Origin of the sequence: Microvirga ossetica (assembly GCF_002741015.1) — a bacterium.
GTDB lineage: Bacteria > Pseudomonadota > Alphaproteobacteria > Rhizobiales > Beijerinckiaceae > Microvirga > Microvirga ossetica.
Genome location: NZ_CP016616.1, coordinates 2,927,476 through 2,944,733, shown reverse-complemented (window position 1 = coordinate 2,944,733; position 17,258 = coordinate 2,927,476). Strand labels below are relative to the sequence as shown.

Genomic DNA, 17,258 nt, shown 5'->3' with positions numbered 1-17,258 from the left:
TTCGGACCTTTACGATTACCTTGAAGCTGAGCACCGAGGTGCCGGGCTTCTGGTCGATGCTTTGCCTCATGCGATCGGCAGGCACCTGGTTGAGTGGTGCCGGCCGATCGCGGGCTTTTGCTTCGGCTCCGGTTACTGGCCCGGGGTCGCTTGCGGCTTCTTGAGCTGCTCCATCACCTGCTCGAGGTTGTAGCTCGCCGGATCCTGCATCGGCGGGAACTTCCTGTAGGTTTCGAGTTCCCTCAGCCAGAGCGCCTGGCCGATCGGCAGGAGGTTCCAGTCATAGAGGTAAGCCGTGACCGGTCCTGCGAGTGCGCCGCCCATGCCCAAGAGCGTCTTCGACTGCTCCCCGATCGACGTCTCGAACGGATCGCGCTTGATGTTGACGACCTGACTCCAGTGGTAGGGGATGACGCCGGCGAGGAACCCGGCCGGCGCATCGGACACCATCGCGAAGTAGATCTTCCAGTTCTTGTAGCGCACCGCGGACGGGTCTTTGCCCGAGTAATAGAAGAAGGTGTCGCGGGCCGACTTGTCTGATCGGCCTTCCAGGTAGGCGCGCTGATTGACGCCGTCGAGCGTCGTCTTGACGATCCCGGGATACTCGCCCCGCTCGATCTGGGCCTTCAGGTCGTTGCCCTTGGCGCCGCCGGCGATATCGACAAGCGTCGGCAACCAGTCGAGGGACGCGAATATGTCGTTCTTGATCGTTCCCGGCTCGATGTGCCCCGGCCAGCGCACGACCAGCGGCGCACGCATGCCGCCCTCCCAGGTGGACAGCTTGCCGCCCTTGAAGGGGGTGGTGCCGCCATCGGGGTAAGAGATCGTCTCGGCGCCGTTGTCGGTGGTGAACACGACGATCGTGTTGTCGAGCTCGCCCATCTCCTCGAGCTTCTTCAACACGTAGCCGATGTTGTCGTCCATCTGCTTCATGCCGGCTTCGTTGACGCCCCAGTCCTTGCCGCCGGGCTCACCCACCATCCCCATGTACTTGTCGTTCAGCACGGTCGTGACGTGCATGCGCGCGGGGTTGTACCAGGCGAAGAACGGCTTTTTGGTCTTTTCGGGGTCGTTGCGGTCGAGGAAGTCGATGAGCTTGGCCGAGATCTCCTCGTCCACGCCCTTCGAGCGCTCGAGCGTCAGCGGCCCCTGATCCTGGCAGGTCTGGTTCGCGCTCGTGCCATCGGACGACTTGCACGAGAGCACCGGCCGCGGCGGCGTCAGGCACGGGGTGGTCAAAGGATCGACCGCCGCGGGATCCAGGGGCAGCCCGGGGATCGGCGTGTTCCGGCAGACCGGCGCGACCGTCTGCTCGGTCGGCGTCTTGTTGATGTCGGGGAAGCTCACCCCCTGCATGGCATCGAGGTGGTAGAGGTAGCCCCAGAACTCCTGGAACCCGTGCGCGGTCGGCAGCGCATCGGTGTGGTCGCCCAGGTGGTTCTTGCCGAACTCGCCGGTGTTGTAGCCGAGGTCGTGCAGGAACTTGGCGATGGCCGGCGTGCCGGGCCGCAGATAGGACGGGCTGCCCGGCAGTTGCGGCGGGATCATCCCGGTCCTGAGCGGATGCATGCCGGTGAAGAAAGCGTTGCGACCCGCCGTGCAGCTCTGCTCGGCGTAATAGGTCATGAACTTCGCACCCTCCCGGCCGATGCGGTCGATGTTCGGCGTCTCGCCGACCGCGATGCCTTGGTGGTAGATGCTCGGCTGCATCCAGCCGATGTCGTCGCCCATGATGAACAGGATGTTGGGCTTCTGCTGCGGCGCCTGCGCGACGGCCGGAGCGGCCATCGCGGCGGACATCAGGGCCGTGGCCCCGATCAGGGCAGCCTTGGCCCGCATGTGCCGGACGCGGAAGCGTCCGCCGGGCGTTTGTGAGGACGCACGATCACTGGTCATGGGCTCTTCCTCTCTCTGATGATGCAGCGGAAGCCGACATGGCTCGTCGAGGTGTCGACCGGCTGCGGGTGACGCGCCGCCGGACGGTAGCGGCGGCAGTAATTGGGCGCACACAGGTGTGAGCCGCCCTTCAGCACCCGGCGCGGAATCCGGGTATCGGGCTCGCAGGGCGCGTAGCTCTGGTCCTCGCGCCCGCCGCGCGGGTTCTCGGGAATGCAGCACGCCTTCGGTGCATCGGCCGGATGCCTCGGCGTGTAGAAGTCGCTGGTCCATTCCCAGACATTGCCGATCATGTCGTAGAGGCCGTAGCCGTTCGGTGGGAAGGCGGTGACCGGGGAGGTGCGCTCGTAACCGTCGAGACGCATGTTCTGGAATGGAAAGGCGCCCTGCCAGGTGTTGGCCATCTGGTGGCCGTCCGGCGCGAAGTCATCGCCCCAGGCGAACTCCGCCTGGTCCAGTCCGCCACGGGCGGCGAATTCCCATTCGGCCTCGGTCGGCAGATCCTTGCCGGCCCATCGGGCATAGGCCGCCGCATCGGCATAGGCGACATGCACGACCGGATGGTCGTCGAGGCCCTTGATCGACGAGCCCGGGCCGTAGGGACGCCGCCAGGTCACCCTGGGCTTGAATGCCCACCACTGGCTGAAGTGATGCAGATCGACCGGATAATCCGGCGGGCTGAACACGAGCGAGCCCGCATGGAGCAGGTGCGGCAGGGCGCCGGGATAGTCCTTCGGGTCGGGCGCGATTTCCGCGACCGTGACGTGCCCGGTGGCCTCGACGAAGCGCCGGAACTGGCGGTTGGTGACCGGCGTCCGGTCGATCCAGAACGCATCGACGCTGACGCGATGGACCGGCGCCTCCTCCGGATAATGCCGGTCCGAGCCCATGCGGAACGTGCCGCCGGAAATCCGGATCATGCCGCCGTGTTCCAGCGGCCTGTCAATGATACCGTCTAGCGAATCGACGACGTCCGCGTCAGTCATGACATCCGTCCTCGAAAGGGTGTGCGCTGTCAGCGTGACGTGCTGGCGGACATGGCTAAGGCCTTACCTGAGTGCTCGCATCGTAGACGAGTCGGCGGAGCTTGCTTGACCGTGCAGGACATCCACTTGACCGATGAGGACAATCGTAAGAGCCCTTGCTCCTGTCCCGACATGCCCGAAGTATCGTCCAACGCCGTGCCGTCGGGCTATTCGGGTATCTCCTGAAAACGATGGAGGCAGACCCTGATTATGGCTCTGCTGACACCGTCGCCGGAACTTGGCGGTCTTCTGGCCTGGGCGTCCATGTCGATCCCGGTCGACAGCGAACGGACTCGGGGTTTACCATAGGTTATCGAATGAGGGTCCCGTCGCGACCCCTTTCCCGTTGCGTCGCCCTTGCGGCCGGAGATCGCCTCATGAGCAATGGCACCGTCCCGGTGATTGTTGCGCGATCCCTCTCGGGCCAGCCGCTCCGTCTGCGACGGCGGATCGCCCTGACATTCATGGCCATCACCGTTGCAGCATGCGTCGTCGCCGCGGCCCTTTTGCTCTCACGCGCCGCTGAGGAGCGGCGCGCGATCGGAAGCCGTGCCCTGGAAGCCGCCAAGGCGCTCTCCTTCGGCTTCGACCAGGAGGTGGCCGCCGTCAATTACCTGCTGAAGGGACTGTCCAAATCCCCGGCGCTCCTCTCGGGCGACATCAAGGCCTTCTACGACCAACTCAAGGCGACCCCGGTTCCGGAAGGATCCTGGCTGGTCCTGAACGACCTCGAACGGCAGGTCGCCAACACCTTGCGTCCGTTCGGGTCGCCGCTGCCACGGCACGTGGACTTTCCGAATTACCAGGAGCAAATGGCTCGGATCCGGGATCGGAGGTGGGCCGTCTCCGGCCGGATGCTGGCTCCCCTGAAGGGCAGCATCATCGTGGCCCTCAGCCTCCGGCTCGACGGTCCGGACGGCCGGATGAACGGCCATCTGTCGATCATCTTGGCGGAGGCGCGGCTCGGCGCGATCCTCGATGACCAGGTTCTGCCGGTCGGCTGGATGAAGGGGCTCTTCGATCGCAAGCTCCAGCCGATCGTCGCCGACCGGGACGGTCACAAGGGGTCCGATCTGCCCGCCCCGGCGGCACTGGTGGCCCGCCTCGCCGATGCCGGACCGGACAGCACGATCACGGGGACGATCGAGGCCGTGGATGATCGTGGGGTCCCGGTTCTTGTCGCCTTCCGTCGCTCGGGCGCGACGAACTGGACGAGCGCGGTGGCGGTGCCGCTGGCCGATCTCAATGCACCGGTGGCTGCTGCCCTGTGGCGGACGGCCGGACCGGCGGTTCTCCTCCTGCTCGCCGCGGGGCTTGCCGCCTGGTTCACGGCCCGCCAGGTCGAGCAGCCGCTCCGGGTCTTGTCCGATCAGGTCACCGGCGCGAAGAAACAGGTCAGCGAATTGTCCGGGCAATTGCTCGTCCTCCAGGAAGAGGAACGGCAACGCATTGCCCGCGAATTGCACGACTCGACGGCGCAGCACCTCGTGGCGGCAAACCTGGGGCTCGCCAACTTGGAGGGAGCGGTCTCGCAGATCCCGGCAGGCCGCAGGGCCTTGGCTGAGGTCGAGGGCCTGCTCACCGAGGCCCTGCGGGAATTGCGCATCTTCACCTACCTGCTGCATCCCCCGAACCTGGCGCACGACGGTCTCCAGGCCACGTTGCGGGATTTTGCCGAGGGCTTCGCGGGGCGGACGGGGCTCGTCGCCCGGATCCGGATTCCGGAGGAGGTTGACGACCTGCGACCGGAACTCCAAAGGGCGATCCTGCGCGTGGTGCAGGAGGCGCTCACCAACGTGCATCGCCATGCCGATGCCTCGCATGTCTCGGTCAATGCAAGGTTCATGTCAGGACGCCTGATCGTCCGCATTCGTGACAACGGGCATGGGATGATTGGCTCGACCCGGCCGGACGGACCGATCCGGCTCGGCGTAGGCGTGACGGGCATGCGGGCCCGCCTCGAGCAGTTCGGCGGCAGCCTGAAGATCCGGACGGGTCGGGGCGGCACCTGCGTCGTCGCAATGATCCCAATCTCTGGAGCCGGTCGGGCGTCGCCAGGTGCCGGACGCCTGCGGATGCCGTGGCTGTCGGGCCGGGCCAAGGCGGACGGCGAGGCCTCCTCCTGAGGATTCAGGGTCTGCCTCCGGCAGATTCAGGGTTTTGCACAGGTGGGTCCGACTGCCCGGAGGTGTATCCTGCCTCGGGACTCGGGCTCACCGGAAACGCCGCAGGCACCGGGTCGCCGGAGGAAGTCTCGCCATGACGCGCATCCTGATCGCCGACGATCACGACGTGGTCCGCTCCGGCGTCCGGGCCATCCTGGAGGGACATGAGGGCTGGGAGGTGGTCGGCGAGGCCCGGGACGGCAAGGAAGCCATCGACCGGGCCCTGGCCACCCGGCCCGACGTCGTGGTCCTCGACTATGCCTTGCCGCTGGTGAACGGCGTCGAGGCCACCCGCCAGATCCGCGGACGTGTTCCCGGCATCGAAGTGCTGATCTTCACCATGCACGACACCGACGGCCTGATCCGCGACGTTCTCGAGGCCGGCGCCCGCGGCTTCCTGCTCAAGTCCGATGCCAAGCAGTTTCTGATCTCGGCGGTGGAGAGCCTGGCGGCCCACAAGCCCTTCTTCACGGGCAAGGTCTCCGAGACCCTGCTCGAGACCTATCTGGCGAAAGGATCCGCGGACAAGTCGGCGCTGAGTTCACGCGAGAAGACGGTCGTGCAACTGATCGCCGAAGGCAAGACCAACAAGCAGATCGCCGACATCCTCAGCATCAGCACCAAGACGGTCGAGACCCATCGCGCCCTGGCCCTGCGCAAGCTCAATCTCGACACGACCGCGGCGCTGATCCGCTACGCGATCCGAAATGGACTGGTGGAGGCGTGATCATCGGCTAGGGAAGGTGCGCGACCTGAGGCCGGACAGCCCGTCGCGCTTCTGATCGTACCATCGCGGATCCTTTATCCCGGCCAGCGGGAACGTGCATGTTGTCAGGTTTCGGTCGGCTGGAGGCAGCCTACTCGACTCACCCATCATTCGGGCGCGGGCGGAGGCGGCTTGACGAGTTTGATGGCCTGATACGCCGCGACCGGACCGACCTCCTCATGGCCTGCCACCTGGACGGTGGGGACGGCAAACCGGATGCCGTTCTCGTCAAAGGCCTGCTTGATCAGGGACAGGGCCCGGCGACGGATGACGAACTGCTCGCCGGGCTTCGTCATCATCTTGAGACGGATCTGGATGCCGTAATCGCCGAATTGATCGACGCCCTGCATCTTGAGCGGTTCGATGATGTTGGGCGCGAATTCCGGATCCTGCGCCAATTCCTTGCCGATCTGCTTGATGAGCTTCTTCGCCTTGTCGAAATCGGAGTCGTAGGACACGCCGATGGTCAGCTTGTCGATCACCCAGTCGCGGCTCATGTTCTGGACCGCCCCAAGCACCCCGAACGGCACCGTGAAGAGCGGCCCGCGGTGATGCCGCAGCTTCACCGACCGGAACCCGAACGATTCCACCGTTCCCTTGTAGCTGCCGCTCGTGATGTACTCGCCGACCCGGAAGGCGTCGTCGAGGAGATAGAAGACGCCGCTGAACACGTCCTTGACCAGCGTCTGCGAGCCGAAGCCGACGGCGACGCCTACGATGCCGGCGCCCGCGATCAGCGGCCCGATCTCCACACCGAGCGCGGAGAGGGCCATCATCACGGCGACGACCGCCAGCACCACGAAGATCACATTGCGGAAGATCGGCAGAAGCGTCCGCAGCCGCGCCTGCCTGACAGCCGCCTCGGTTCCGGGCGGGGACAAGGTCTCGGTCTGGCTGAGCCGCCGGTCGATGAGCGACTTGACCACCTGCCAGATCAGGTCGGCGACCAGCAGGATCACGACGCTGCTCAGCGCGCCCCGCAGCAGGCGGGTCAGAAGGGTATCGCGGCCGGTCATCTCGACCAGATCGATCCGCAAGGTGTATGCCAGCAGAAAGGCGGCGCCGGCGATCAGGAGCGCCCTGAGGCCGCGATCGAGAAAGACCGCCGTCAGCCCTGGCGTGGACGGCGCCCCCGAGCCTGAAGGCGGACGGGAGACGTGATGGCTCGCCATCTGGGCGACCTTGATCGCCGGGGGCAGAAGGAGAGCGACCGCCAACAGCCAGAACAGGCGCATGAACCCGACAACCCAGAAACCCCAGAGCGCAACCAGACAAAGGGACAAAAGCCAGGGTGTAAACCTGTGACGCGCCGGATGCTGCGTCTCGTCGGGCAGGGCATCCAAGGCGGGAGGCCTTGTCCAAACGACATTCAGGGCGATGGCCAGGAGCCCGAGCCCGAGGGTATAGGCCACGAGCTCGCGCGCCTCGGGTGAGAACCCAGGGCGCTGAGCACATCGAGCGTGGCCCGCCCAAAGGCGAACCACCCGACAAAGAGCGCCAGGCGGCGAAACCAGAAGCGGGCGGCGCCGGCGGACAACGGGACGACCCGGAAGCGGTCCGCATCCTGCGGTCCGCCGCCGTCAGGTGCCAGGAGAAACCGGCCCAGAACCAGGACCAGGCGCAGAACCACGGCCGCGATCAGATACGCGAGGACGACCTGCCGCAAGAGCGGCGGCCAGTCGAAGGCGAGGAAGGCCCCGATGCTCCCGAGCCCGAAGATCACCACTTCGCTGAGGCCGAAGGCGAGACGCAGGCCGATGGCGCGCATCCGCTCGGACACGGTTTCCATGGGCATGGCGGCGATCCGCTGCTGGGGATGAGCGGTGACCCTCCTGAAGATCCATTCGGTTCCGGCGCCCAAGGCGACAAAGCCGAGGACCAGGATCAGCACGCCCACGAGGCTGCGGCCTTGCAATTCGGCGAGCAGGCGATCCGCGGCGCTGCGGAACTCGCCCGGCAGGCGCGGCGCGGCGGCCGCGAGGGAGGCAAGATGGTCCCGCAGGCTCGCGGTTCGGGCCGCCATCATCTCGGAGGCTGTCGTCTGGGTAGCGGTCGGCGGCGGCCCTGCAAGCGGCGGCGTCGGCGCGAGCTGCTGCTGCTGGTCGATCCAGCCGCGCACGGCCGGATCCTGCAAGAGGTTCAGGAGCTGCTGCACCTGGGGCGGGGGCGGGTTCTGCGTCGGGGTGGTCTGGGCGTCGGCGGACGCAGCCCCCATGGACACGAAGAACAGCAGCGCCAAGCTGCACAGGAGCCGGGCGGGGGCGTTGTGGTCAGCGTGTGTCGTCATCATCGAAACCGCCATCCCTCAGAAGACGCCTCTTTGCGAACCTGCGCAAGGGCGCTGTACCGGGGCCACCTTCTGCGCCACATCGTCCTGGATCGCGAATAAGCCGCAGCACCACACCGGTCTCTGCATCCAGGTTGGCAAAGGGCATGACGATCAGGGTCGGGCCGCTCGGTGTCGTGGCCGATTCCTGGACCAACGGCTGCGGGATCCGCTGCGAGATACCCCACCAGGCGAGACCTGTGACAGCGGCGGCGAGGCCGATACAGAGCGAGTTTGGACGTTGGGATGGCAAGACGACAGGCGCCTTGGGCAGCGGAGTGGCGCATCTCGCCGACGCCGAGGCGGCCGCCTTACGCTGACAGCACTCGTTGCTGCCGGTGAGCGCCGCTCAAAGTGCCGAATACCGCTGAGTAGCCTCCAGCGGACCATTCACATGATTTCACGAGCGAACTTGTCGACCACTCTCTGCAATCAATTGCTGCTCTACAAGCTGGTTTCGGGCGCTGAGCCATTAGTGACAATCGCGGCAATGGCCCCTGGGAGCCGGCCTTCCGACACTATTGTCGCGATTGTCACGAAGATTCTGACCGGAGCAACGCTACGGCCGATAAGAGTGTCGCTGTCAGATTATCAAGAAGTGCGCAGCGGTGAGCGCAGCCTTGTTCTCAACCACAGCGAACTTCACTGCAGCCGCCGAACCCGAACCATCGGGATCGTAGGACAGGACGCCCGTGTTCTTGTCGTAGATGATGTAGTCGTTTCTGTCCTTGGCCGTCTCGCCTACGGTGAAGAACCTGTACGATAGTTCGCCTGTCCCGGGCAGCTTCGTAAAGATGCTGTTATCCAGGGCAATCGTGTCAGCGGCCACATCGAAGTCGGAAATGACTTTGACATTCCGGCCGATGGCCGTGTTGAACGTGAATACATCCTCTGACGACGCGACCGGATCACCGCTCGGAATCGGCGTGGAGATTGGAGTCGGAGTCGAAGACGGGACAGAATCAGGGCTGCTGTAGATGGTGTTAGGGGAGGTCGTCGAGTTCACCAAGCCCGTGTTGGCGCCATAGCTGCTGTAAACCAGATTGCCGACGCCGGCCAGAACGTTGTCGGTGACCACGATGCCCGACGACGGCAGCATGCGGTCGCCGTTCTCGTTCGCAATGACGATGCCGGCCGCCGGCTTGCCGCTGCGGTAGAAGGCGGTGTCGTAGGAATGCGACACGGTGTTGTACTGCACCACCGCATCCTGGGCGTTGTCGAGATAGATGCCGATGCTGTAGCTGTCGTAGACGGTGTTGCCGGTGATCTTGGCGCCCTTGGTGAACATGGCGCCGACGCCTTCACCCCAGTTGTCGTAGACGTTGTTGTTGCTGATGACGCTGTTGTCGGACTTGTCCAGGCTGATGCCCTGGGCCCAGCCGCCGGACCAGGTGCGGCTCATGTTCTCCTTGACGTTGCGCCAGACCTCGTTGCCGTCGATCACGTTGTTGTACGACTGGCCGACGCTGCCCCCGGCATAGACGCCGGCGCGGAAGCTGTCATGGACGTTGTTGTCGAGCACCTTGGAATCGTGCGAGCCCCACAGACCGATGCCGGTGCGCTTGGCGTTGGCGACCTCGAAGCCCTGGAAGGTGATGTAGTCGCCGGTGATCGTGACCAGGTCGGTTCCGGCCCCGGTCTGGCTGCCGTCGATGACCACGTGCGCGCCGTCAGCGGGCTTGAAGGTGATCTGGCCCGAGGCGGTGCCGTTCTTGGAGATGCTGACGGTGCCGTTGTAGGTGCCGGCGCCGACCAGCACGGTGTCGCCGGCCTGGGCCAGCTGGGCCGCCTTGTTGATCGATTTCACCGGGCTGCCGGAGGTGCCGGAATTGGAGTCGCTGCCCGTCGTCGAGACATAAAGAATTGCCATGTCTTCTCTCGTTCTAAAATTTCAGGGATTTGTTCGCTGAAGCGTAGAATTGTCGTGACTGCGCACATCTTCTGCTCAGAAGATCATGGACACAGGCGCAATGCTCCGAACCCAGCCTAAAGATTAAGGCGGGCGGATAGGATGAGCTGATTATGAGGTTGATGTAGAGAGGTGTATTAGGGGATGCAATCTGGTACGGCGCACAGGAATATACGCCGGCTTCACTCTACTGCAAGAATAAATGCTCGTTCAAAGCATGTGGCACCTCCTCCTCAAAATCAGGGATTGCGGGAATTACTTCGAACAACTGCGGTAGGGTTTTGGATATTGAATTGGGCCAAAGCATGACCTAGCGTTTTTTTCTGCGATGGGGGGCTAACTCAAGAGGACACCGCAGCCCCTGTCATAGCGGATAGGTCACATAGGCAGCAGGTCCGATGACGGAGGCGAGAGGTGTTCAGTGGTCCATGGCCTGGAGCACCCGGCGGACACGCAAAAGGGGTATGGACCTATTTGAACCGTGTCGGGTTGAGAAGACCTGGGAACTCCAACCGTCTGCCAATGGCAGGGAGGTCGTGTCGTGGCCGAGGCGCGGGTCGGTGTGCGGGTCGCTGAGGACCGTCAATCCGTGACTGTTGAGATTGGTCCTGTCGCAGGACCGTCTGAGCCCATCGCCCTTGACGTTGATCAACTCACGAAGATCATCAAGCTGCTGGGGGAAGCGCGGGCTCGGATGGTTGAAGGGACTGAGAAGCAGCCACTCGATGGGAAAACTGTTGAGACTGTCAACGACCCTCCTTGGCATATCCAGGTCGCCCAGTTCGACGGTTCGCTTATTGCCTTTGATCATCCTTCCTATGGACCACTCGCCTATGCGATCCCGCGGGCCGACGTGGTCAACATGGTGCAAGTCCTGTCCAAGCACCTCCAGCTTCCGGCAGGCCAGCCGGAAAAGCCGAGTTAGGTAACCTGACAGCCGTCTAGGCGCCCTTGCCTCCGACGGTCTGAGAAAGCGCTCCGTTGTTCCAGCGGACGCCTCGAACTTGGAAATAGGGGCGCTCCATCGAGCCCTGCGCTCAAACGGTTGGCTTCCAGACACCGCCGACGGCGAACGCTTCGTCTTCGCCCGGCCAAGGCGGCATGGTTGTTCCCACGGCGCTCAGCGGCTCATGCGAGAGCGAACGAAACTGGAAGGACGTCCCCAGCGGAATCGTGATGGAGACGCCGGGCTCGACGTCCACGATCTCTTCGACGTCAGGCGAGCGGCGCCACATCTGCCCGCGGCCTGAGAGGAAGTACCAGACTTCGTCGACTGTTCGATGCGCCACGGCTTGTGAGACCGCATGCGGCGGCAATGTGAAACGTGCCAGGCTGCCCCGACCGACGCTGCACAGGATCCGCACCTCGGATCCGTCTGGAGCGATGGCGTCGGGCCGCGTGCCGAGCCGTTTGGTTTGAAATGACATGGATCATGGTCCTGAAAGCCCGGTGAGCCTGCGCAAGACCATAGCCGAAAAGCAAGTTGGGGCCGCGCCCGATCTTGCGATCTTGTTCGCAGCCCCGCCCACAGTGCCCCTACGGGTGGTCCGCAAATAGCTGATTTGGCCGATCCACTTCAATACCAGCAGCTTCGCCCTAAAGAGGTACCCCCGGTAATGATCGCCAACGGCTCCTGATTTGTCTCTGCGGATTGCGATCCGCGGGCGCCCGTTTTTGCCTGCTCCCCGCGCTGTTTTTCAGTTCAGTGATCTGAAGCGCCTCATCAATCCGAGCTTCCCGCCGATACCGCTCATGCCCCGCGGCTCTCCAGATAAACCCGCGCCGCCTTGATAGCCGCGTCGCACTGGGCCGACGTGCCGCCCAAGACCTCTTCCGGCGCGGTGCGGCCGGTCCAGACGTTCAGGGTGGTGGCGATGGCCCAGCCCGGCTCAGCGAGGGCGCGGTTCGCGAGCGGCGGCAGGGAGGCCTCGGCGCAGCTGCGCATCTCGGCGATGACGGCCTGCGGCGCGCGGATCTGCGTCAGGCGTTCGTTCATCTCCGCCTGGAGCGGATCGACGATCAGCACACCGACGAGGAAGGCGAAAAGATCTTGTAGCATGGTGGTCTCCGGGCCGGCGTCGGATCGAGGAGATCCGACATCACGCGAGGGCCGGCACGGCTCGCGTCAGAGGGGCCCGGATCGGGGTCCGCCTGGATGTAAGAATGCAGCGCAGCCGTTCAAGGCCGGGTCCCGCGGTCGCATCTGATTCAAAGAGCGACAGGTTTTGCGCGAACAGCGCTTATTCCCAAGCCGGAGCCTCAAAGTTGCCTGGATTGCTCCTGTATGACCCGACCTGTCGAAAACGATTCGCCGATCGGATCACCAGCCCCTCATGAGCAGCCCCCCTCAGCCTCGAAGCGACTTTACCTTTCCCTGGTCCGTCGATCACGATCCGCGAAACGAACTCGTCGAAAAGCTCGAGCAGTTCTACCGTCTGTGTCGCCTGCGCTGGCGCTTCATCGAAGCCTTCCGGCGGGCCGCACGTCCCGAACTGCGCCGTCTCGGCCATGCGCTCGATCAGACAATCTTCGCCGGTGCCCTGATCGTGGTTCCCAAGGCGCTTGCCGGCTGGGAGGCGCTTCGCCCCGTCTTACGGGCACAGGCGCGGGCCCTGCTTCCGTTCATCCCTCAGGCAACGGCGGAGGATGAGGCGATCGCGCGCGATCCGGCCTGGGAGATCCTCGCCGACTTCCAAACCCTTACGCAGGATCAGCAGGACAAAGCGGCGCGGAATCTCGCGCTGCTGTGGGATCATTTCGAAAAGACCTTCGGCGGCCTGAGCGGTTTTCTGGCGGAGCCGCAGACCGAGCAGTCGCTCTATCTCGGCAAGCTGACGACTGCCTCGCGGCGCATGAAGCTCGCACGCGGCTCGGAGGTCGCCTTCCACTTCGTCACGGTCGAGCTGATGCGGCTCTACGTGGAAGGCTTCATGCTCGGGCGCCGCGACCGGGCTGCCCTGGCGCTGGCCTCCACCGTCTCTGTCCTGATCGACCGCGGGCGGATGATGACGCCGGCACTGACCCACGACTCGACGACTGGTTCCCCGAGCGCGCAAGCGGCATAGATCCGTAAGTTGCCCGACCGGCGGGGCGCTGGATACGGCAACAATCCAAGCGATGTGAACCCACCCGGCATGTCGGTGTTCTGGTCGAAGGCTAGGCCGCAATACGAAACCTCTGGCAGGCACGATACCTTCCAGAGGTTTCGATGTCAGGCGCGAGAGAATTAGCGGCAGCGGCGGACGCGGCGCGTCACGATATCGCCGTTCGGCTCTTCCTCGCGGATCACGACGGTGCGGCAGCGGTCGATGCTTCCAGTCGAGAGATCGTCCCGATCGTTGACGCGGCGGCGCTCGATATAGCGGCGCTCGTAGCGATCGTTATCAGGCCCCACGCGGACACTCGGGCCGACCGGACCGATGCCGAACTGTACCTGCGCCGATGAAGGCGTCGAAACGACGATGCCTGAGCCAAGTAAGGCAGCCGCCAAAAGCCAAGTTGCCTTCTTCATCATTCCCTCTCCACGTCATTGGTATATGACGACCAACGCATTACTTCGCTTTACGTTTCATGGAATGAGCGACAAGAAGCATGATCCTCGACAACGATGGATTGTACGAGGGCGATTTCAGGAACACTGTCAAACAACCATAAGCTTGGCGGGCCAATACGGAGGAAGCCGCATCGGCTCTAGCGCGGCGCGGCCTCGATCTCGCCCTGCTCGACAACACGCTCGATCAGCTCGGCCTGGCTCTTGATGCAGTAGAGCGGCACCCCGCCCGCGGTCGACGGCAGAAGGCGGAGAACGGTGAAGACCGCACGGGGAAGATGATGCGCGGTGGCAGCTTTCGGCTGCACGCTCTGGCCGACCTTGAACAGATGCTCCTTCATGGCGCCCTCCCACAGGACCCGAGAGACGGCGCATCATATCAGCCACGAAGCCCGACCGTGAGACCTTATCAGATCGGACCGCGGGGAATGTCGTGCCAGTAATCCCGCATCTCCTGCTCGCGCTTGCGGTCCGGCCAGACCCGGTCGTCGCCGTAGAAGGCCGGCGCGCCCTGCACCTGATCCTCGGTCACGTCGGTGCGGTAGCCCTCGAGCTCCGTGTCGTAGGACAGCTTGTCCCAGGGAACCGTGTGGTGGTGCACGCCGAGCCCGAGGAAGCCGCCGAAGGTCACGTCGACATAGAGCACACGTCCGCTCACCTTTTCGATCAGCAGGCGTTTGATGGTGCCGACCTGCGTTCCCTGCGGGTCGTAGACGGCGGTGCCTTCGACGCGGTCGCTCTCGATCACCGGATGCGGCGACGGCGCGCGGTTGATCGGTCCCCAGAGATAGAAGCCGTTCTCGATGATTCCGGCAGCGACGACGGCCCGGCTGATGCCGAGATCCCATTCGTCGTCGGGGCCAATCTGCCGCGCGAGCACCCAGGGCCCTTGATCGCTCGGCAGGGTCTCGCCCGTCGCCCCTTCGGCGAACCCGCGCAGCTCCGGCGCGGTCTTGGACTGGAAGATGTAATACGTTCTCATGAGCGCCTCCCCTTCGACAGGAGTGACCCCCGCCCCCGTTCGTCCGCGAGCCGGCTGAACCACCGCTCGTGCCGGGCGAGTGTTTTCTCAATCTCAACCGCATGATCTCGGACGTTGTTCCTGCTGTGTCGTAAAATCGGTGCCGGAGACGGACAGGCGATGCCGCGTTGGAGCCTTGCCCGTTCGATGATAGGCTTGCGGTTGCCGGCGGCATGCGTCGCAGCGAAGGAAAGGTGCAGGTTTTGGCAGACTTGGCGATATCCGTTCTGGTCGTCCTTGCCGGCGCCGTCGGAATGCTTCTGCTGCTCGTGACATGGTTCGGCGGCAGAACCATCACACCGGAATTCGAGGACGGTCTCGATCCGATCAATGGCGCGCGCGATCCTGTCGCGATCTACGAATCGCAGGGACCGTTCATCCCCATGCCGGAGCATCTGAAGACGCACGATCAGATGATCGCGTGGATGACGCAGGAATTGCCCAGGCTCACCGCAGAGATGACGAATCCGCGGTCTTGAGCGGAATCGGCCACGCGAGTCGCTTCGGGCGGCAGCGCGAAAAATTCAGGGGAACATCAGGGCCGAAGCCAGCACGCTTGCGGTATAGGCGAGTGCGACGAGAAGAGGGGCCAGCATTGCGGCGCTCGCCATCAGGAAGACCGACAGGCTGAGACTTCGCATGGCATCCCTCCGCTCTATGGTTAAGGGGAGCCTAACCCGAACCTGGGCCATACCATGGCATAAGCTTGACCAAATCGAATCCGTTTGGGACGCGGCGTCTTCATCCGTCACGGTTATGCGGCAGCCGCGTCTCGTCCCCGCGGCCTCGGGCGCGTTGCGATGTAAACGGCGACGCTTCCCATGATCGCCGCGAGAAGCACCGGCACGAGGCGGCTGTCGGCGAGCCACAGGATCAGACCGTAGGACAGGGCCAGCATGGTCAGAGCCGTCAGTTTGGCACGCAGCGGAATCGCTCTCTCGTCGCGCCACGCCCGCAACACGGCACCGAAACGGGGATGGCTGTAGAGACGGTCGGCGAGCGCAGGATTCGAGCGGGCGAAGCACCAGGCGGCGAGAAGGACGAAGGGCATGGTCGGCAGAACGGGCAGGACGATTCCGATCACGCCGAGCGCGAGGCTGGCATAGCCGAGGCACAGGTAGAAGCGACGCATCGTCCGGTTTCCGTCAACGCCGAGAGCATTTTTCGGCGAAGTGGATCCGGTTCGCCGTCAAAAATGCGGCAAACCAAAAAGAGAGGTGATCCACGCAGGTGGAATCATCTCATCGGATGACATAACGCCTGTCTCGGAGATCGGTGTCCGCAGAACGGTCGCCCGGGTTTTCGGTGAATTCCAGCGCGCCTGCGGAAGGCCTGCGCGCCTTATCAGTCGCCGTGCCGCCCGGCCGTGCGGTCGATCCCGCTCACCTGCTGGACGCGGACGTCGGACGGCACGAGGCGGCGCGCCTTCAGCACGGATCCGGCTTCCTCGATATCCTGCCAGAACGTGCCGAGCTGGCAGCGCCAGTTCCTAGGGCTCTCCGAGGGACGCACGGATTGCGGCTGAACGGCTTTGCTGGGGAAGACACTGAAAAAGTTCATCATCATCTTCGTTCCCTCTACCGCCGGATCCTTCGAGTGCGCGCAGGCCTGTAGAGCAGGCTCTTCGCTCGCGCCGCGGGGCTTCCCTTTTCGGAAAAGCGATGGATCGTCCCCGGCCACATTGCTATTGCATGATGATCATAATATTATCTTTTGACTGATTTCAAGCGTCTCTTTAGGAGAAATGGGCGCCTCTATGAAAACTATCGAGACCTCTCCTAACCTAAGGTAGAATTGATATTCCGCTAGGTAACTTAATTGGATGTACTGCGATTTGACGCGGCGTCTGCTTGAGGCCTGGAACGCACGATCGGCGAAGAGCTAAAGGCGGGTTGGAGAGTGGACGGCAAGGCTGCGCAGTGGTATTATATTGCGCGTGTCATAATGAGATCCGCTATCCGGTCCGCTTGATCACCGCCTCGATATAAAAGGGGAACGACCATGCGCTACGAAAAAGGCCACAAGGACGCGACCCGCCGACGCATCGTCGAGGTCGCCTCGAAGCAGCTTCGGAAGGACGGAGTGGGCGCCAGCGGCGTCGCCGGCCTCATGGCCAGCGCCGGCCTCACGCATGGCGGCTTCTACAGCCACTTTTCGTCAAAGGATGCCCTGATCGAGGAGGCGTTGCGAGACGCGATCGAGCAGGTGAGGACTTGGATCGGCGCCGTCGTAGACGCGAACGAGAACAAGTTCGAAGCCATCGTGCGCGCCTATCTGAGCCCCTACCACCGGGACAATCCGGAAACGGGATGCGTGGCGGGGGCGCTTGCTCCGGAAATTGCGCGCCATTCCCCGGTCGTGCGCGAGATGTTCACGAAGAGCATCGTCGAGCACATCGAGGTGCTAGCCGGCCTGCTGCCTGCCAGCGCAACGCCTGAGGCCCGGCGCTCCGTCGCAACCGCGATCATCGCCGGCACGACCGGCATGATCCAGCTCGCGCGCGCGGTCGACGACGAAGAGCTTTCGGATAAGATCCTGGAGGACGGGATCGCCGCCTGCCTGAGTCTCGCCCGCGCCATCAGCGCCTGAGCCGCGGAGCG

19 protein-coding genes are annotated in these 17,258 nt (G+C 64.0%); 7 read left to right on the top strand and 12 right to left on the bottom strand.

Annotated elements, in window-relative coordinates; all coding sequences use genetic code 11:
• Positions 1-132: 132 nt before the first annotated feature.
• Both BB934_RS13965 and BB934_RS13960 read right to left on the bottom strand, forming a co-directional pair.
• Positions 133-1,788, bottom strand: a complete 1,656-nt coding sequence (locus BB934_RS13965) for an arylsulfatase (RefSeq protein ID WP_237050327.1) — start codon at positions 1,786-1,788, stop codon at positions 133-135.
• A 104-nt stretch (positions 1,789-1,892) separates the two neighbouring features.
• Positions 1,893-2,882 (bottom strand): formylglycine-generating enzyme family protein, encoded by a 990-nt coding sequence (locus BB934_RS13960; RefSeq protein WP_099510171.1) that lies wholly within the window; start codon positions 2,880-2,882, stop codon positions 1,893-1,895.
• Between the two features lie 416 nt (positions 2,883-3,298).
• On the opposite strand from BB934_RS13960, the gene BB934_RS13955 reads away from it, so the two are divergent.
• Positions 3,299-5,047, top strand: a complete 1,749-nt coding sequence (locus tag BB934_RS13955; protein WP_157934163.1) for a sensor histidine kinase — start codon at positions 3,299-3,301, stop codon at positions 5,045-5,047.
• 133 nt (positions 5,048-5,180) lie between these two features.
• The gene (locus BB934_RS13950) at positions 5,181-5,813 is read left to right on the top strand and encodes a response regulator (protein WP_099510169.1); all 633 of its coding nucleotides are present in this window, start codon (positions 5,181-5,183) and stop codon (positions 5,811-5,813) included.
• Positions 5,814-5,959: 146 nt separating this feature from the next.
• Here BB934_RS13950 and BB934_RS13945 read toward each other — a convergent pair whose 3' ends face one another.
• Together BB934_RS13945 and BB934_RS13940 are read right to left on the bottom strand one after the other, a co-directional pair.
• Positions 5,960-7,264 (bottom strand): mechanosensitive ion channel family protein, encoded by a 1,305-nt coding sequence (locus tag BB934_RS13945; protein ID WP_099510168.1) that lies wholly within the window; start codon positions 7,262-7,264, stop codon positions 5,960-5,962.
• A complete protein-coding gene (locus tag BB934_RS13940) occupies positions 7,222-8,142 on the bottom strand; it encodes a hypothetical protein (protein WP_157934162.1) in 921 nt (306 codons plus the stop codon). Before BB934_RS13940 ends, BB934_RS13945 begins: the two co-directional genes overlap by 43 nt.
• Before the next feature lie 143 nt (positions 8,143-8,285).
• On the opposite strand from BB934_RS13940, the gene BB934_RS13935 reads away from it, so the two are divergent.
• Positions 8,286-8,498 (top strand): hypothetical protein, encoded by a 213-nt coding sequence (locus tag BB934_RS13935; protein ID WP_099510166.1) that lies wholly within the window; start codon positions 8,286-8,288, stop codon positions 8,496-8,498.
• Positions 8,499-8,761: 263 nt separating this feature from the next.
• On the opposite strand, the gene BB934_RS13930 is transcribed toward BB934_RS13935, so the two are convergent.
• Positions 8,762-10,048 carry a right-handed parallel beta-helix repeat-containing protein gene (locus tag BB934_RS13930; protein WP_099510165.1) on the bottom strand — a complete coding sequence of 429 codons (1,287 nt, stop codon included), beginning with the start codon at positions 10,046-10,048 and terminating at the stop codon, positions 8,762-8,764.
• 580 nt (positions 10,049-10,628) lie between these two features.
• Between BB934_RS13930 and BB934_RS13925 the strand changes: the two genes are divergently transcribed.
• The gene (locus BB934_RS13925) at positions 10,629-11,012 is read left to right on the top strand and encodes a hypothetical protein (protein WP_099510164.1); all 384 of its coding nucleotides are present in this window, start codon (positions 10,629-10,631) and stop codon (positions 11,010-11,012) included.
• Between the two features lie 112 nt (positions 11,013-11,124).
• Here BB934_RS13925 and BB934_RS13920 read toward each other — a convergent pair whose 3' ends face one another.
• Positions 11,125-11,514 carry a cupin domain-containing protein gene (locus tag BB934_RS13920; RefSeq protein WP_099510163.1) on the bottom strand — a complete coding sequence of 130 codons (390 nt, stop codon included), beginning with the start codon at positions 11,512-11,514 and terminating at the stop codon, positions 11,125-11,127.
• Between the two features lie 323 nt (positions 11,515-11,837).
• Positions 11,838-12,146 (bottom strand): hypothetical protein, encoded by a 309-nt coding sequence (locus tag BB934_RS13915; protein WP_099510162.1) that lies wholly within the window; start codon positions 12,144-12,146, stop codon positions 11,838-11,840.
• 274 nt (positions 12,147-12,420) lie between these two features.
• Here BB934_RS13915 and BB934_RS13910 point away from each other — a divergent pair, with 274 nt between their 5' ends.
• Positions 12,421-13,152, top strand: a complete 732-nt coding sequence (locus BB934_RS13910; RefSeq protein ID WP_099510161.1) for a hypothetical protein — start codon at positions 12,421-12,423, stop codon at positions 13,150-13,152.
• Between the two features lie 161 nt (positions 13,153-13,313).
• Here the strand turns inward: BB934_RS13910 and BB934_RS13905 are convergent, their stop codons facing one another.
• The 3 genes from BB934_RS13905 to BB934_RS48550 all read right to left on the bottom strand — a co-directional run bounded on the left by BB934_RS13905 (position 13,314) and on the right by BB934_RS48550 (position 14,619).
• Positions 13,314-13,601 carry a hypothetical protein gene (locus tag BB934_RS13905; RefSeq protein WP_099510160.1) on the bottom strand — a complete coding sequence of 96 codons (288 nt, stop codon included), beginning with the start codon at positions 13,599-13,601 and terminating at the stop codon, positions 13,314-13,316.
• Between the two features lie 176 nt (positions 13,602-13,777).
• Positions 13,778-13,978, bottom strand: a complete 201-nt coding sequence (locus tag BB934_RS13900; RefSeq protein ID WP_099510159.1) for a hypothetical protein — start codon at positions 13,976-13,978, stop codon at positions 13,778-13,780.
• A gap of 68 nt (positions 13,979-14,046) precedes the next feature.
• Positions 14,047-14,619: a PRC-barrel domain-containing protein gene (locus BB934_RS48550; RefSeq protein ID WP_173909456.1), complete on the bottom strand. Its 573-nt coding sequence runs from the start codon at positions 14,617-14,619 to the stop codon at positions 14,047-14,049.
• 212 nt (positions 14,620-14,831) lie between these two features.
• On the opposite strand from BB934_RS48550, the gene BB934_RS13890 reads away from it, so the two are divergent.
• The gene (locus BB934_RS13890; RefSeq protein ID WP_099510158.1) at positions 14,832-15,137 is read left to right on the top strand and encodes a hypothetical protein; all 306 of its coding nucleotides are present in this window, start codon (positions 14,832-14,834) and stop codon (positions 15,135-15,137) included.
• Between the two features lie 275 nt (positions 15,138-15,412).
• Here BB934_RS13890 and BB934_RS13885 read toward each other — a convergent pair whose 3' ends face one another.
• Both BB934_RS13885 and BB934_RS13880 read right to left on the bottom strand, forming a co-directional pair.
• On the bottom strand, positions 15,413-15,790 hold the full coding sequence (locus BB934_RS13885) for a YbaN family protein (RefSeq protein ID WP_099510157.1): 378 nt from the start codon (positions 15,788-15,790) through the stop codon (positions 15,413-15,415).
• 212 nt (positions 15,791-16,002) lie between these two features.
• Positions 16,003-16,224: a hypothetical protein gene (locus BB934_RS13880; RefSeq protein ID WP_099510156.1), complete on the bottom strand. Its 222-nt coding sequence runs from the start codon at positions 16,222-16,224 to the stop codon at positions 16,003-16,005.
• Between the two features lie 435 nt (positions 16,225-16,659).
• Between BB934_RS13880 and BB934_RS13875 the strand changes: the two genes are divergently transcribed.
• Positions 16,660-17,247, top strand: coding sequence for a TetR/AcrR family transcriptional regulator (locus BB934_RS13875; protein ID WP_099510155.1), 588 nt, complete (start codon positions 16,660-16,662; stop codon positions 17,245-17,247).
• Positions 17,248-17,258: the final 11 nt, after the last annotated feature.

Coding starts and splice junctions, on each gene's coding strand:
- BB934_RS13880 (WP_099510156.1), bottom strand. CDS start 16,224: ATGATGATGAACTTTTTCAGTGTCTTCCCCAGCAAAGCCGTTCAGCCG.
- BB934_RS13965 (WP_237050327.1), bottom strand. CDS start 1,788: ATGGCCGCTCCGGCCGTCGCGCAGGCGCCGCAGCAGAAGCCCAACATC.
- BB934_RS13910 (WP_099510161.1), top strand. CDS start 12,421: ATGAGCAGCCCCCCTCAGCCTCGAAGCGACTTTACCTTTCCCTGGTCC.
- BB934_RS13890 (WP_099510158.1), top strand. CDS start 14,832: ATGCGTCGCAGCGAAGGAAAGGTGCAGGTTTTGGCAGACTTGGCGATA.
- BB934_RS13960 (WP_099510171.1), bottom strand. CDS start 2,882: ATGACTGACGCGGACGTCGTCGATTCGCTAGACGGTATCATTGACAGG.
- BB934_RS13935 (WP_099510166.1), top strand. CDS start 8,286: ATGACGATCAGGGTCGGGCCGCTCGGTGTCGTGGCCGATTCCTGGACC.
- BB934_RS48550 (WP_173909456.1), bottom strand. CDS start 14,619: ATGAGAACGTATTACATCTTCCAGTCCAAGACCGCGCCGGAGCTGCGC.
- BB934_RS13905 (WP_099510160.1), bottom strand. CDS start 13,601: ATGATGAAGAAGGCAACTTGGCTTTTGGCGGCTGCCTTACTTGGCTCA.
- BB934_RS13930 (WP_099510165.1), bottom strand. CDS start 10,048: ATGGCAATTCTTTATGTCTCGACGACGGGCAGCGACTCCAATTCCGGC.
- BB934_RS13950 (WP_099510169.1), top strand. CDS start 5,181: ATGACGCGCATCCTGATCGCCGACGATCACGACGTGGTCCGCTCCGGC.
- BB934_RS13875 (WP_099510155.1), top strand. CDS start 16,660: ATGCGCTACGAAAAAGGCCACAAGGACGCGACCCGCCGACGCATCGTC.
- BB934_RS13885 (WP_099510157.1), bottom strand. CDS start 15,790: ATGCGTCGCTTCTACCTGTGCCTCGGCTATGCCAGCCTCGCGCTCGGC.
- BB934_RS13915 (WP_099510162.1), bottom strand. CDS start 12,146: ATGCTACAAGATCTTTTCGCCTTCCTCGTCGGTGTGCTGATCGTCGAT.
- BB934_RS13900 (WP_099510159.1), bottom strand. CDS start 13,978: ATGAAGGAGCATCTGTTCAAGGTCGGCCAGAGCGTGCAGCCGAAAGCT.
- BB934_RS13940 (WP_157934162.1), bottom strand. CDS start 8,142: ATGATGACGACACACGCTGACCACAACGCCCCCGCCCGGCTCCTGTGC.
- BB934_RS13920 (WP_099510163.1), bottom strand. CDS start 11,514: ATGTCATTTCAAACCAAACGGCTCGGCACGCGGCCCGACGCCATCGCT.
- BB934_RS13955 (WP_157934163.1), top strand. CDS start 3,299: ATGAGCAATGGCACCGTCCCGGTGATTGTTGCGCGATCCCTCTCGGGC.